9 protein-coding genes are annotated in these 14,479 nt (G+C 73.2%); 5 read left to right on the forward strand and 4 right to left on the reverse strand.

Annotation, left to right across the window (positions count from 1 at the left end):
- Positions 1 to 287: 287 nt before the first annotated feature.
- Both GAK38_RS07265 and glnE read right to left on the reverse strand, forming a co-directional pair.
- Positions 288 to 1,466: a septal ring lytic transglycosylase RlpA family protein gene (locus GAK38_RS07265; protein WP_325342762.1), complete on the reverse strand. Its 1,179-nt coding sequence runs from the start codon at positions 1,464 to 1,466 to the stop codon at positions 288 to 290.
- Positions 1,463 to 4,240 (reverse strand): bifunctional [glutamate--ammonia ligase]-adenylyl-L-tyrosine phosphorylase/[glutamate--ammonia-ligase] adenylyltransferase, encoded by a 2,778-nt coding sequence (gene glnE / locus GAK38_RS07270; RefSeq protein ID WP_325342764.1) that lies wholly within the window; start codon positions 4,238 to 4,240, stop codon positions 1,463 to 1,465. The genes GAK38_RS07265 and glnE overlap by 4 nt, the downstream gene beginning before the upstream one ends.
- 146 nt (positions 4,241 to 4,386) lie before the next feature.
- On the opposite strand from glnE, the gene GAK38_RS07275 reads away from it, so the two are divergent.
- From GAK38_RS07275 to GAK38_RS07290, 4 genes are read left to right on the forward strand one after another with little or no spacing between them, the layout of a single operon-like run.
- Positions 4,387 to 8,451 (forward strand): YhdP family protein, encoded by a 4,065-nt coding sequence (locus tag GAK38_RS07275; RefSeq protein WP_325342767.1) that lies wholly within the window; start codon positions 4,387 to 4,389, stop codon positions 8,449 to 8,451.
- Positions 8,452 to 8,459: 8 nt separating this feature from the next.
- Positions 8,460 to 9,284, forward strand: a complete 825-nt coding sequence (locus tag GAK38_RS07280; RefSeq protein WP_325342769.1) for a carbon-nitrogen hydrolase family protein — start codon at positions 8,460 to 8,462, stop codon at positions 9,282 to 9,284.
- A 56-nt stretch (positions 9,285 to 9,340) separates the two neighbouring features.
- Positions 9,341 to 11,359, forward strand: a complete 2,019-nt coding sequence (locus GAK38_RS07285; protein ID WP_325342884.1) for a two-component system sensor histidine kinase NtrB — start codon at positions 9,341 to 9,343, stop codon at positions 11,357 to 11,359.
- Positions 11,360 to 11,372: 13 nt separating this feature from the next.
- Positions 11,373 to 12,002 carry a response regulator transcription factor gene (locus GAK38_RS07290; protein WP_325342770.1) on the forward strand — a complete coding sequence of 210 codons (630 nt, stop codon included), beginning with the start codon at positions 11,373 to 11,375 and terminating at the stop codon, positions 12,000 to 12,002.
- Positions 12,003 to 12,127: 125 nt separating this feature from the next.
- On the opposite strand, the gene GAK38_RS07295 is transcribed toward GAK38_RS07290, so the two are convergent.
- Both GAK38_RS07295 and GAK38_RS07300 read right to left on the reverse strand, forming a co-directional pair.
- Positions 12,128 to 12,790: an OmpA family protein gene (locus tag GAK38_RS07295; protein ID WP_325342772.1), complete on the reverse strand. Its 663-nt coding sequence runs from the start codon at positions 12,788 to 12,790 to the stop codon at positions 12,128 to 12,130.
- A 78-nt stretch (positions 12,791 to 12,868) separates the two neighbouring features.
- Positions 12,869 to 12,997 (reverse strand): hypothetical protein, encoded by a 129-nt coding sequence (locus GAK38_RS07300; RefSeq protein ID WP_325342774.1) that lies wholly within the window; start codon positions 12,995 to 12,997, stop codon positions 12,869 to 12,871.
- A gap of 37 nt (positions 12,998 to 13,034) precedes the next feature.
- On the opposite strand from GAK38_RS07300, the gene mltA reads away from it, so the two are divergent.
- Complete coding sequence (gene mltA, locus GAK38_RS07305; protein ID WP_325342776.1) at positions 13,035 to 14,132, forward strand: murein transglycosylase A; 1,098 nt, start codon at positions 13,035 to 13,037, stop codon at positions 14,130 to 14,132.
- Positions 14,133 to 14,479: the final 347 nt, after the last annotated feature.

Raw genomic sequence — 14,479 nt, forward strand, 5'->3', positions numbered from 1 at the left:
CGGTTGCGTTGGATGTGGCCGGCAGGCATGTTTTCTTGCCCTGCTTTCACGTACACGGCGAACAGCGCGATGAACCTTCCCACCGGGAATCACGTTCCCGCCGGAGGATGGGCCGCAATCCGGTCGATGAAGGCATGCAATTCGTCTGTGCGCCAGATACCGGCCGCCTGCCGCTGGGAGGATGGGAGTTCGGTGACGGTTCGCATGGGGAGGCGAACCACGGGAATCCCGTGCACGCCAGTACGCAGCAGGCACGGCGGGCGGCAGCCCCGCGGCCGCTGCCTGCCTCAGCGCCGCTCGATGAGCACCGGCGCGGCCGGCAGGCTGCCGCGCAGCTGGGCCGCCGCGCGCAGCGCCGCATCGCGCGAGTCGAACGGCCCGGCCTGCAGGCGGTGCAGGCCGCCGTCGGCGAACACTGCGAGCCGCGGTGCGAGCGGCTGCACGGCCGGCGCGATCTGCCGGCGCAGCTGCTCGGCGCCCTCGGGCCGGCCGAACGCGCCGAACTGCAGCCAGAAGCCCGCGGAGGTCGCCGGCTCGGCCGGTGGCGGTGGCGGTGGCGGTGGCGGTGGCGCGGCCGGCACGGTGGCGGCCGGCTCCAGCGGCGGCAGTTCCTGCGCGGCGATCGCCGCCGGCGCGGCCTGCACCGGCTGGGTCTGCACCGGCTCGGCCGGCGGTGCCGACGGCGCCAGCACCGCGGCCGCCGCGACCGGCGCCGGTGTCGGCGCCGCCGGCGGGACACCGGAAACTGCCAGGGGTATCGTCCAATTGTCAGCCTGCACCAATCGCACTGGAGGCGTGATGGGGGGAGTATTTGACGCCAATGCCACCGGCTGCACCGCGGCCGCCGGCACCACGACGGCGGGCGCCGTGCGCGCGACCGCCGTGCCGGCATCGCCGCCGCGGCGCCAGAGGCCGGCGCGGATGTCCTGCTGCGTGATGCGCTCCACCGTCACCGGCGCCACGCCGCGCAGCAGGTCGAGCTTGAGCGCGGCGGTGTAGCTCAGGTCGATCACGCGGCCGTCGTGGAAGGGCCCGTGGTCGTTGACCCGCACGATGACCGAGCGGCCGTTGGCCGGGTTGCTGACCCGCGCGTAGCTCGGGATCGGCAGCGTGGTGTGGGCGGCCGTCATCGCGTACATGTCGTAGGGCTCGCCGCTGGAGGTGGGCCTGCCGTGGAAGGCGCGGCCGTACCACGAGGCCAGGCCGCTTTCGCTGTAGGGCCGGTCGTCGGTCAGCGGCACGTAGCTGCGGCCGAGCACCGCATAGGGCTTGTTGGGGCCGCCGCTGCGGATGGCTTCGATGCGGGGCTCGGCGTCGGGCACGCTGGCGAGGTTGGGCGGCGGGTTGGCCGGCGGGCCGTCGCGGCCGCCGCCGGTGCGGCTGGCGCAGCCGGCCAGCAGCGCGGCCAGCACCGGCGCGCAGGCCAGCGCGGTGCGGCAGGCCGCCGTGCGCGCCGCCGGCCTCACGCGGGTCGCCCGCCGAACACTGCCGTCCACAGCGCATGCACCGCGGCGCGCTCGGATTCGACGGACGCGGGCGCCACCGTGGTCGGCACCTCGTCGAGCCGCGCGCGGTGCTGCATGCGGCGCAGCACGCGGTAGGCGTTGCCGGCGCGCTCGCCCACGCCTTCGGGCAGCAGGCCGGCCTCCTCGGCACGGCGCAGCAGGGTGATGTTGCCGCGGTTCTCGCGCAGCGAGGGGTGTTCGGCAGAACGGGCCAGCACCAGGTACTGCAACGCGAATTCCACGTCGACCATGCCGCCCACGCCATGCTTCACGTCGAAGCCGTCGCCGCGCGCCGGATGGGCGGCGCGCACCTTCTCGCGCATGGACACGACCTCGTCGCGCAGCGCGGCCAGATCGCGCGGCGCGGTGATGACGGCCTCGCGCACCGCCTCGAAGCGTGCGGCCAGCGGGCGCTCGCCGTCGACGCCGTCGAGCACGCAGCGCGCGCGCGTCATGGCCTGGTGCTCCCAGGTCCAGGCAGTGTTGCTGCCGCGGCGCTGCTGGTAGTTGGCGTAGGCGTCGAAGCTGGTGACCAGCAGGCCGGAGCTGCCGTTGGGCCGCAGGGCGGTGTCGATCTCGTAGAGGTCGCCCTCGCCGGTCTTGGTCGTGAGCCAGTTGATGAGCTTGCGCACGAAGGCCGCGTAGACCTCGGGCGCGCGCTCGTCCTCGTCATCGTAGACGAACACGATGTCGAGGTCGCTGCCGTAGCCCAGTTCCTTGCCGCCGAGCTTGCCGTAGCCGATGACGGCGAAGCGCGGCGCATCGCGGTGGCGGTTCTTCAGCCGCGCCCAGGTCCAGCGCGCGGTCACGCGCAGCACGGCGTCGGCCAGCGCGCTGAGGTCGTCGGCGACCTGCTCGACGGTCAGGCGCCCCTCGACGTCGCGCGCCAGCGTGCGGAAGGTCTCGGCATGGGTGGCGCGGCGCAGCAGGTTGAGCAGGTTCTCGTCGTCGTCCTCGCTGGTGCGGGCGAGCGAGGCGAGGCGGTGCTCCAGCTCGCGCTCGAAAGCCTCGGCATCGAAGCGCTCGGCGAAGAGCGCCTCGCCGGCCAGCTCGTCGATCACGCCCGGGTGCTGGAGCAGGTAGCGCGCCGGCCATTGGGCCGCGCCCAGCAGGTGCAGCAGGCGCTCGTGCACCGCGGGGCGCTCCACCAGCAGCGCGAGGTAGCTCTCGCGGCGCAGCAGCGGCTCGATCCAGCGGGCGAAAGCCAGCGCCGCGGCCTCGGTGACCTGGCCGTCGGCCAGCCAGCGCGCGGTGCGCTGCACCAGCCGCAGCAGCCGCGCGCGCCCCTCGTCGCGCAGCGCCAGCACGCGCGGATGGGCGCGCCATTCCAGCACGCGCTCGCGCAGCGCGCCGGGCAGCTGCTCGGCCAGCGCGTCGAGGTCGGTCGCCTGCGGCGCCGTGAGCGGCGCCTTCGGCCCCGCGCAGGTGCCGCTGGGGCAGCCGTCGCCGCCGCCGGCGCCGCCGAGCAGGGTGTCGAACTCCTGCGCGACGAACTCGCGGTGCGCATCGAGGTCGTGCAGGAACGGGCAGACGTCGTCGTAACCCAGCGTGCGCGCGATCCAGGCCAGGTCGTCGTCGCGCGTGGGCAGCATATGGGTCTGCTGGTCGTCCAGGTACTGGATGCGGTGCTCGACGCGGCGCAGGAAGGTGTAGGCCGCGGCCAGCGCGTCGGCCGCCTCGGCCGGCATCAGGCCGGCGCGCGCGAGGCGCTGGAGCGCGTCGAGCGTGGGCCGGCAGCGCAGCTCGGGGAACTGGCCGCCGCGCACCACCTGCAGCAGCTGCACGGTGAACTCGATCTCGCGGATGCCGCCGCGCGAGAGCTTGACGTCGTTGGCCCGCTCGGGCCGCCCGGCGCTGCGGCGCGCCGCATGCTCGCGGATCTGTCGGTGCAGCCCGCGCAGCGCGTCGAACACGCCGTAGTCGAGGTAGCGGCGGAACACGAAGGGCAGCACGACGGTGCCGAGCGCCTGCACCCCGGCCCCTTGCAGCGCGGCGCGCGGCGCGACGACGCGGCTCTTGAGCCAGGCGAAGCGCTCCCACTCGCGGCCCTGGGCCTGGAAGTATTCCTCCAGCGCCGCGAGCGACACCGCCGGCAGGCCGGAGTTGCCGTTCGGCCGCAGCGCGAGGTCGATCCGGAACACGCAGCCGTGCTCGGTCGGATCGCCGACCAGCGCGTGCACGGCCTTGACCGCGTGGCCGAAGTACTCGTGGTTGGTGATGCGGTTGCGGCCCGCGGCGTTGCCGGCCGTCTCGCCGTCGGCGTCGTAGATGTAGATGAGGTCGATGTCGCTCGACACGTTGAGCTCGCGCGCGCCGAGCTTGCCCATGCCCACGACCCAGAGCTGCGCCCGCGTGCCGTCGGGCGCGAGCGGTGCACCGTGGCGCGCATCGAGCTCGGCGAAGGCATCGACGCAGGCGGCGTCAAGCGCGATCTCGGCCAGCTCGGTGACCGAGCGGATCACCTCGGCCAGCGGCGCCTGGCCGTCGCAGTCGCGCTCGATGAGGCGCTGCATCGCCAGCTGGCGCAGAATGCGCAGGGCCTCGCCGGTCGCATGGCCGCGCCCGCGCAGGGCGGCCAGGCCGGCTTCGAGCACCGGGCGCACCGGGGCACCGGGCGGCAGCAGGCCGGCCAGGTCGGCATAGCGGCGCTGCAGGCGCTGCATGAAGCGCGAGTGCAGCGACAGCGGGGACGGCAGGCCGGCTGCCGCGGCGGCGGCCTCAGCGCAGCGCGTCATGGAGGGGAACCATCGGTGCGCCGGCCCGGTCGCAACCCTGCGCCACAGGGTCGCATGCCTGACAAAGCCTCACCATTTGCGCCGAACCCGCGGGATTCCCCCGGGGTCATAATTTCTGCCACTTGCAAGCCCGTCCAATGAATGAAATGTCCCCAGCCCCCACGCGTCTGCTGCGCGCAACAGCGACCGTGGTGCGGTGGGCCTGGTGGTTGTTATTGACCGCATGGCTGGTGCTGTTCGCCGCCTGGGGGGCGATCCACGGCTGGATTGTGCCGCGTATCGACGAGTTCCGCCCGCGCATCGAGGCGCAGGCCGCGCGGCTGTTGGGGATACCCGTGCGCATCGGCGCGGTGCATGCGCGCACCGAGTCCTTCGTGCCGACCTTCGAGTTCAGCGACGTGGTGCTGTCCGACCCTTCCGGCCGCGAGGCCTTGCGGCTGCCGCGCGTGGTGGCCTCGCTGTCGCCCCGCTCGCTGTGGCACCGCGGCTTCGAGCAGCTGTACCTCGAAGCCCCGGTGCTCGACGTGCGCCGCACCGCCGCCGGCGAACTCGTCGTGGCCGGCCTCACGCTGGGCGACCGGCATGGCGAGGACAGCGCCTTCGCCGACTGGCTGTTCGCCCAGACCGAGGTCGTCGTGCGCGGCGGCGCGCTGCGCTGGACCGACGAGCAGCGCGGCGCCGTGCCGCTGGCGCTCTCCGACGTGGACATCCTGGTGCGCCGCCGCGGCTGGCGCCACGAGCTGCGCATCGACGCGACGCCCCCGGCCGACTGGGGGCGGCGCTTCACCATCATGGGCCGCCTGCGCCAGCCGCTGCTGACCACGCATGCCGGCCGCTGGCGCGACTGGAGCGGCCAGCTCTATGCCGAGTGCGCGCAGGTCGACGTGTCGCAGCTGCGCCGCCATGCCGACCTGGGCCAGGTGGAGGTGATGCAGGGCCATGGCGCGGTGCGCGCATGGGCCGACCTGCGCCAGGGCACCATCGTCGGCGGCGCGGCCGACGTGTCCCTGGCCGGCGTGCAAGCCCGCCTGGGCGCCACGCTGGAGCCGCTGGCGCTGCAATCCGTGTCGGGCCGCGCGGGCGGGCGGCGGCATGACGGCGGCTTCGAGTTCTCGACCACGGGACTGCAGTTCATCACCGGCGACGGTGTGCACTGGCCCGGCGGCAACCTGTCGGTGCGCTACACCGACGGCGGCCCGCACGGCGAGGCGCTGGGCGAGCTCAAGGCCGACCGGCTGGACCTGGGCGCGCTGGCCGGCATCGCCGCGCGGCTGCCGCTGGGCGACGCCTTGCACGACGCCCTGCGCATCCATGCGCCGGCCGGCCGCATCGAGGAGGTGCACGCCCGCTGGCAGGGCCCGCTCGACGCGCTGACGAAGTACCAGGCCAAGGGCCGCGCCACCGGCCTGTCGCTGGCGGCCGTGCCAGCCCCGGACGGCAGCCCGCCGGACCGTGCGGGCACGCCGGGCCTGCGCGGCGCGGCGGTGGACTTCGACCTGACCCAGGCCGGCGGCACGGCCGAGCTGCGCATCGCCCGGGGATCGATGACCTTCCCCGGCGTGTTCGAGGAGGCCGAGGTTCCGCTCGACCGGCTGGCCGCCTCCCTGCAATGGCAGCTGGACGGCCCTCGCATCCGCGTGCAGGTTCCGCAGCTGTCCTTCGCCAATGCCGATGCCGCCGGCACCGCGCGCGCCACCTGGCACACCTCCGACCCCGGCTCGCCGCGCGGGCGCTTTCCCGGCGTGCTGGACCTGACGGGTACGCTGAGCCATGCCGAGGCCACGCGCGTGCACCGCTACCTGCCGCTGCACATCCACGACGAGGTACGGCACTACGTGCGCGACGCGGTGCGCGCGGGGCGCTCGGGCAATGTCAGCTTCCGCGTCAGGGGCGAACTCGACGAGGTGCCTTTCCGGGCGCCGCACAAGGGCGAGTTCCGCATCGCCGCGCAGCTGCACGGCGTGGACTTCGCCTACCTGCCGCCGGGCCGACAGCGTGCCGACGAGCCGCCGTGGCCGGCGCTCGCGCAGCTCGACGCCGAGCTGGTCTTCGAGCACAACGGCATGCGCGTCAACGGCGCCAGCGGCCACTTCGCCGATATGCCGGAGTTGCGCGTGGTGCGGGCCGATGCGCGCATCCCCGACCTCCATGCCTCGGTGCTGTCGGTCGACGCGCAGGCCCAGGGCCCGGCCGGGCAGCTGCTGGCCATGCTCGCGCATTCGCCGGTCAGCCGCCTGACCGGGCATGCGCTCGACCGGGCCACGGCCACCGGCGCCGCCGGCTACCGGCTGCAGCTGTCGGTGCCGTTCGCGCACGCACAGGACACCAAGGTGAACGGCAGCGTGGTCTTCGCCGGCAACGACCTGCGCATCACGCCGGCATCGCCGCTGCTCGGGCGCACCCGCGGCCGGCTCGATTTCAACGACGCCGGCTTCACACTGGCTGGCGTGCAGGCGCGCGCCTATGGCGGCGACGTGCGCATCGAAGGCGGCCTGCGCCACGCGCCGCCCGCCGGCGAGCCCGGCCTGCTGCTGCGTGCCCAGGGCACGGCCACGGCCGAGGGCCTGCGGCAGGCGAGCGAACTGGGCGCCGTGGCGCGGCTGGCCCGGTCGGCCCGCGGCGGCGCCGCCTATGCGGCGACCATCAGCATGCGCCGCGGCGAGCCCGAGGTCCAGGCCACAAGCAACCTCGCCGGCCTGGCGCTGGACCTCCCCGCGCCCTTCGGCAAGCCGGCCGACACCAGCCTGGCGCTGCGCTTCGACAAGGCGCTGCTGCGCGAGGCCGCGTACAGCGGCCCGCTGCGCGACCAGATCCGGCTGGACTTGGACGGCGTGGCCACGGTGGCCTACGAGCGCGACCTGGCGGACGACACGCCGCGCGTGCTGCGCGGCAGCATCGCCGTCGGCCTGCCGGCCGGCGAGACGGTCGCCCCGCCGGCTGCGGGCGTGCAGGCCGACGTGCGCCTGGGCGAGGCCGACCTCGACGCCTGGCAGGAGGCTTTCTCGCCCGCGACGTCCGGCGCGGCGCCGGCCGCGTCCCAGGGTGGGGCCGACGCGGCCGGGTACCTGCCCACGCGTTTCGCCCTGCGCGCCGGCCAGCTGCGCTTCCACGGCCGCACGCTGCATGACGTTGCCGCCCGCGGCACCCACGACGGCGGCGCCTGGCGCGTGAATGCCGATGCGCGGGAGCTGGCCGGCGACATCGAATACCGCATGGCCGGCAACGATGCCACCCATGTGCATGCGCGCCTCAAGCGCCTGGCGATACCGCAGGCTGCCACCGGCGAGGTCGAGAGCCTGGTGGACGAGCGCGGCCGGCAGCCCGCCAGCCTGCCCAGCCTGGACGTGGTGGTCGACGACTTCTCGCTGCGCGGGCTCAGCCTGGGGCGGCTGCAGATCGAGGCGCAGCAGCGTGGCGGCACCGCGTCTTCCCAGCGCGAATGGACGCTGTCGAAACTCGACGTCTCCAATGCCGACTCGCACCTCAGCGCCAGCGGCAGCTGGGCCGCGCGGCGCACCGCGCTGGACCTGAAGCTCGACGTGCGCGACGCCGGTGCGCTGCTCGCCCGCATGGGGTGGGCCGGCACGGTGCGCGGCGGCCGCGGCAGCCTGGAAGGGTCGCTGGCCTGGCACGGCTCGCCGATCTCGCTGGACTATCCTTCGTTGGCGGGCCGGCTGCACCTGGACATGGCCGCCGGCCAGTTCCTCAAGGCCGAGCCCGGCCTGGCCAAGCTGCTCGGCGTGCTGAGCCTGCAGTCGCTGCCGCGGCGGCTGACGCTGGACTTCCGCGACGTCTTCAGCGAGGGCTTCGCCTTCGACTACGTGCGCGGCGACGCGCGCATCGAGCGCGGCATCGTCGCCAGCGACAACCTGCAGATGAAGGGCGTGAGCGCCGCCGTCCTGATGGAAGGCCAGGCCGACCTGGGCCGCGAGACGCAGGACCTGCGCGTGGTCGTGGTGCCCGAGATCAATGCCGGCACCGCATCGCTCGTGGCCAGCGTGGTCAACCCGGCCGTGGGCCTGGGCACCTTCCTCGCGCAGCTGGTGCTGCGCGGTCCGCTGATCGCCGCCACCACGCGCGAATTCCGCATCCAGGGAACCTGGAGCGATCCGCAGGTCACGCGGGTGCAGCGCGGCGCCGCGTCCCGTTCCTCTGCCGGCGGAGAGGCTGCGGCCTCATCGCGGCCCTCGCAGTCCACGTCCACCCACTGAGATCCGCCATGAAAGTCGCCGCCCTCCAACTGGTCAGCGCCACCGATCCGGCCGCCAACCTCGCCACCGCGCGCGCGCTGCTCGAAGAGGCCGCGGCCGCTGGCGTGGAACTGGCCGTGCTGCCCGAATACTTCTGCGCGCTGGGCTGGCGCGACACCGACAAGCTCGCGCTGCGCGAGACGCAGGGCAGCGGTCCGCTGCAGGACTTCCTGGCCGCCAGCGCGCGCGAGCTGGGCCTGTGGATTGCCGGCGGCACGCTGCCGCTGGCCGGCCGCGACCCGCAGCGCGTGCGCAACACCACCCTGGTCTACGCACCCGACGGCGCGCTGGCGGCACGCTACGACAAGATCCACCTGTTCCACTACGACAACGGCCGCGAGCGCTACGAGGAGGGCCGCGTGATCGAGCCCGGCAGCGAGCCCGTCACCTTCGACCTGCCCTCGCGCAGCGGCCGCACCTGGCGCGTGGGCCTGTCGGTCTGCTACGACCTGCGCTTTCCCGAGTTGTACCGCGCGCATGCGCACGCCGGCGCCGAACTGCTGCTGGTGCCCAGCGCCTTCACCTACACCACCGGCGCCGCGCACTGGGAGGTGCTGCTGCGCGCCCGCGCCATCGAGAACCAAGCCTACGTACTCGCGCCCGCACAGGGCGGCCTGCACGAGAGCAACCGGCACACCTGGGGCCACAGCATGCTGGTCGATCCCTGGGGCACGGTGCTGGCGGTGCGCGCGGAAGACGGCGCCGGCCTGGTCGCGGGCACGCTCGATGCGGCCCGCCTGGCCGAGGTGCGCACGCAGCTGCCGGCGCTGCGACACACCGTGCTGCCGTCGTGAGCACCGTCGCCACCACCGCTGCGGCCGGCACGGACCCGCCGGCGCGCGCCGTACCGCTGCTGCAAGCAGCCCTGCTGGCCTGGCGCCGCTGGTCGCTCTGGGTTCTGCTGGCGGCACTGGTCGTCTCGGTGCTGGTCACGCTGGTCTGGCTGGCCGGCCGCTACGAAGCCAGCCAGGTGCAGAGCAAGCTCGAGCGCGACGCCGCCGAGGCCGTGACCGACATCCGCAGCGCGCTGGCCCTCAATGCGCAGAGCCTGCAGGCGCTGCAGGCGCCCGACCGCGCCGCCCCCTGGGGCGCGCGCGCGGCCCAGTTGCTGCGCGAGCGCCGCGAGCTGCTGCGCATTGAGCGGCGCAGCCCGGGGCTTGCGCTGCAGGAGCATGCGGACACACCGTTTCGCCCGCCGCTGTTCGACCGCATGCACCGCGAAGACCAGCATTTCGACACCACGCTGGCCTGCGCCACGGCGCGGCGCTTCAACGGCCCGGCCTATTCGTCCACCTACTTCCTGCCGCGCGTGGACGGCCTGGGCGTGGAGGTGATCGACCTGTGCATGCCGCTCACCGCCGACGGCAGCATCACCGGCTACCTGGTGGCCACCTATTCGCTGCGCGAGATCCTGTCCAACCTGATCGGCAGGAACCTCACGCGCAGCCAGGAGGTGTCGTTCACTGAGGTCGACGGCACCCGGCTGGCGCTGCACGGCTCGGCCCGCCGCGGCACCCGCATGTTCACCGCGCAGCAGTTGCTGGACCTGCCGGGCACGACGCTGGTGCTGCGCATCGAGAACTGGCACAGCCCGCCCTCGGTGTTCCCCAACGTGCTGGCCGCGGTGGTCACGGCGATGTCGATCGCGCTGATTTCGGTCCTGGTGCTGCTGGCGCGCGACATGCGCCGGCGCCTCCAGGCCGAGCACGACCTGGCCGACGCGCTGGCCTTCCGCAAGGCGATGGAGGACTCGCTGGTGACCGGCCTGCGCGCGCGCGGCCTGGACGGCCGCATCACCTATGTGAACCCGGCGTTCTCCAAGCTCGTGGGCTTCGCGCCCGAGGAGCTGCTGGGCCAGGCTTCGCCGCTGCCCTACTGGCCGCCCGAGCACCACGACGAATACCAGCAGCGCCAGGCGATCCGCTTCGCCGGCAAGCTGCCGCCGCGCGAGGGCTTCGAATCGGTCTTCATGCACAAGAACGGCACGCGCTTTCCGGTGCTCGTCATCGAGGCGCCGCTGATCGACGCGCACGGCCGCCAGTCGGGCTGGATGGGCGTCTTCCTCGATCTGCGCGAGCAGCGCCGCGCCGAGGAGATCACCCGCGCCAGCCAGGAGCGGCTGCAGGCCACGGCCCGCTTGGCCACCGTGGGCGAGATGGCCTCGCTGCTGAGCCACGAGCTCAACCAGCCGCTCGCGGCCATCGCGAGCTACGCCACCGGTTCGCTCAACCTGCTGGCGCCGCCCGACGGCGCCGCGCCCGGGCCGACGGTGGTGGCCGACGTGCAGATGGCGCTGGAGCGCATCGCCCGGCAGGCCGCCCGCGCGGGCAAGGTCATCAAGAGCGTGCACAGCTTCGTGCGGCGGCGCGAGTCGATGCGCGAGGCCATGCGCGCGCAGGACCTGCTCGACGCCATCATGCCGCTGGCCGGCATGCAGGCCCACAAGCTCGGCATGCGGCTGCTGACCGAGGTCGAGCCCCACCTGCCCTCGGTGGTGTGCGACCGCACCATGGTCGAGCAGGTGCTGCTCAACCTGGCGCGCAACGCCATGCAGGCCATGGACGATCCGTCCGTCCGCGACCGCGTGGTGCGCATCACCGCGGCCCGCGCCGCGTCGAACGACAGCGGCGGCTGGATCCTGTTCTCGGTGGCCGACCTCGGCGTGGGCATCACGCCCGAGGTGGCCGACCGCATGGGCACGCCCTTTTTCACCACCAAGGCCGAGGGCATGGGCCTGGGCCTGAGCCTGTGCCGCACGGTGGTCGAGCAGCACGGCGGCCTGTTCGAGTTCGTGCCCAACGTGCCGCGTGGTACGGTATTCCGATTCACGCTGCCGGCCTACCGGCCCAAGGTGGCCATTTCCGTATAGCAAGAGACACCGCATGGAACCCTCCTTCGACGCCACCGTGTACATCGTGGACGACGACGATGGCGTGCGCGAGGCGCTGGCCTGGCTGCTGCGCTCGCGCCGCCTTCTCAGCGAGAGCTTCGACAGCGCCGAGGCCTTCGAGCAGATGCTGCGCAGCCGCCCCGGCGTCACCACGCAGGCCGGCTGCCTGCTGCTGGACGTGCGCATGCCCGGCGTGAGCGGTCTGGCGCTGTTCGAGACGCTGGTCGAGCGCGGCTACCAGAAGGCGCTGCCCGTCATCTTCCTGATCGGCCATGCGGATGTGCCGACGGCGGTAGACGCGGTCAAGCGCGGCGCCTTCGACTTCTGCGAGAAGCCGTTCTCCGACAACGCCCTGGTCGATCGCGTGGAGCAGGCGCTGGCCCAATCCTCGGCCTGGCTCGACGGCCAGCGGCAGCGCCACGGCCTGCAGGCGCGCCTGGACGAGTTGACCGACCGCGAGCGCGACGTGATGCGCCTGGTGGTCGAGGGCCTGCCCAACAAGCTGATCGCCGACCAGCTCGACATCAGCGTGCGCACGGTCGAGGTCCACCGCGCGCGCGTGTTCGACAAGATGCGAGTCAAATCGGCCGTCGAACTGGCCAACCTGTTGCGGCAGGCCTGAACCTGGCGCGGCTCAGGCCAACAGACGCCGTGCAAGGGCCGCCCCGCAGCGCCGGCGTCGCCCCCCTTCCCGGAGCGCGAAGCGCGTAGAGAGAAGGGGGGAGCGGCAAAGCCGCCGGGGGGTTGTTAGCCTTGTCTTTCGCCCACGTAGATCTCGACGCGCCGGTTGCGCGCGCGGCCCTCGGCCGTGTCGTTGCTGGCGATCGGCTGGCGCGCGCCCTGGCCTTCCACCGCGATGCGCGAGAAACCGATGCCGCGCGCCGTCAGGTAGTCGCGCACGCTGGTGGCGCGGTTGACCGACAGCGGATCGTTGATGGCGGCCGAACCGGTGCTGTCGGTATGGCCGATGATGCGCACCTCGGCATTCGGGTTGTCGCGCAGGCCGGCTGCGAACCGGTCGAGGATCGGCGCGAAGTTGCTCTTCACCGCGGCGCTGTTGGTGTCGAACGAGATGTCGCTCGGGATGTCGAGCTTCAGGCGGTTGTCCGAAGTCTGCGTCACGGCCACGCCGGTGCCCCGGGTGGCCTGGGCCAGTTCCTGCTTCTGGCGCTCCAGGCGCTGCGACCAGATGTAGGTGCCCAGGGCGCCCACGCCGGCGCCGATCACGGCACCTTCGCCGGCATGGCCGCCGGCGATCGCGCCGACGCCGGCACCCGCCAGCGCGCCCACGCCGGCGCCGGTCGCCGTGCGGCGCTGGGTGTCGTTCAGGTCGGCGCAGCCGGCGAGGACGAGCAGGGACGCGGCCAGCGCACCGGCAGCGAGCTTGTGGTTGTTGCGTTGCAGCGGCATGGATGCTCCTTTCTTCGAAACAGGGACGGCGCCATTGTTCGAAGGATCGGCCGGCGCAGTGCGACCGAATGTAAAGCGTCACCCGGGTGGGGCGTCGTCCTCGCTGCGGGGGAGCTCTCCGCCCCGGCGGCCCGAGAACATCGTCCACCAAACGATCAGCGCCAGCACGGCCAGTGCGAGCAAGGCTTCAAGCAGAATCAGGCCCATGTCGAGAAAGAGTCTCCTGCGGCACGTCGTGTGCGCAATGATTGTAGGAATACTGGCGGCCTGCAGCAGCCCGCCGCCGCTGCCGCCCGAATCCCCGGCCAACGCGCCGCCCCCCGCCACGCCGCCGGCGGCATCCGCAGCGCCGCCGGGCGCAGGCAGCAGCCGCTGGGTGCCGGTGGACTGGAGCGAACTGCCGGGCTTCGCCGACGACGACCTGTTCGAGGCCTGGAACGCCTGGATCAAGAGCTGCGCCCGCCCCGGCCCGGCCTTCGCCGCGCTCTGTGGCGACGTGCGCCGCCTGTCGATCGCCGAGCCGGCCGAGCAGCGCGCCTGGATGGTCGCGCGGCTGCGGCCCTACCGCATCGAGGCCGCCGACGGCCGCGCCGACGGGCTGCTGACCGCCTACTACGAACCGGTGATACCGGCCGCGCGGCGCCCCGGCACCGGCTACAGCGTACCGCTCTATGCCGCGCCGGCCGGCCTGGGCACGCGCAGGCCCTGGTACACCCGCCAGCAGATCGAGACGCTGCCCGAGGCCCAGGCCGCGCTGCGCGGCCGCGAGATCGCCTGGCTGGCCGACCCGGTCGAGGCGATGGTGCTGCACATCCAGGGCTCGGGCCGGCTGCGCATCGCCGAGCCCGATGGCAGCGTCCGGCTGGTGCGGCTGGCCTATGCCGGCACCAACGACCAGCCCTACGGCAGCATCGGCCGCTGGCTGCTCGACCAGGGCCTGGTGCGCGACGCGACCTGGCCCGGCATTCGCGCGTGGCTCGCGGCCAACCCGCAGCGCGTCAACGAGCTGATGTGGAGCAACCCGCGCTACGTGTTCTTCCGCGAGGAGCCGCTCAGCCCGGCCGACGCGGCCTGGGGCCCGCGCGGCGCCCAGGGCGTGGAACTCACGCCGGGCCGCTCGATCGCCGTGGACCGCAACAGCATCCCCTACGGCACGCCGGTCTGGCTGGCCTCCAGCGGCCCGCAGGTGTCGCTGCAGCGCCTGGTGCTGGCGCAGGACACCGGCTCGGCCATCGTCGGCGCGGTGCGGGCCGACTACTTCGCCGGCTGGGGCCCGGACGCCGGCGAGATCGCCGGGCGGCTCAAGCAGCCCCTGCGGTTGTGGGCGCTCTGGCCGAAGTAGCCGCGGCGGCGCTGCATCGATCCCCTATTCTGGGTATATCGCCGCAAGAAAGATGCCGATACATTGTCCGTTGCCGGTCTCGCCGCTTTCCAGCCGGATCCGTTCCGGCCTCCGGACGCTGCAATGTTCCATCGCGGCTGTGGCGCGCCCGCGGCACGGCAATCACCGAGCCTGGCCGTGCAGCGTTCACCGCACGGCGTGCCTGTTCCCAAGGGACATCGGGTCTCTCGCCGCCGGCAGGGACGCCCGCACGGCAGTTGCCGCGCATTCCGTCCTTTGAACCTGCACTCCACGGAGCTTGAGAATCTTCATGACACCTCCTCCATTCATCGGCGGACACCGCCGGG

The sequence above is a fragment of the Xylophilus sp. genome (assembly GCA_009914555.1).
In the GTDB taxonomy this organism is placed as follows: Bacteria; Pseudomonadota; Gammaproteobacteria; order Burkholderiales; family Burkholderiaceae_C; genus WNDY01.

Excerpts from the sequence above, each read along its gene's own strand:
- glnE (WP_325342764.1), bottom strand. The coding sequence starts at position 4,240 with ATGACGCGCTGCGCTGAGGCCGCCGCCGCGGCAGCCGGCCTGCCGTCC.
- GAK38_RS07275 (WP_325342767.1), top strand. The coding sequence starts at position 4,387 with ATGTCCCCAGCCCCCACGCGTCTGCTGCGCGCAACAGCGACCGTGGTG.
- GAK38_RS07280 (WP_325342769.1), top strand. The coding sequence starts at position 8,460 with ATGAAAGTCGCCGCCCTCCAACTGGTCAGCGCCACCGATCCGGCCGCC.
- GAK38_RS07290 (WP_325342770.1), top strand. The coding sequence starts at position 11,373 with ATGGAACCCTCCTTCGACGCCACCGTGTACATCGTGGACGACGACGAT.
- GAK38_RS07295 (WP_325342772.1), bottom strand. The coding sequence starts at position 12,790 with ATGCCGCTGCAACGCAACAACCACAAGCTCGCTGCCGGTGCGCTGGCC.
- GAK38_RS07300 (WP_325342774.1), bottom strand. The coding sequence starts at position 12,997 with ATGGGCCTGATTCTGCTTGAAGCCTTGCTCGCACTGGCCGTGCTGGCG.
- mltA (WP_325342776.1), top strand. The coding sequence starts at position 13,035 with ATGATTGTAGGAATACTGGCGGCCTGCAGCAGCCCGCCGCCGCTGCCG.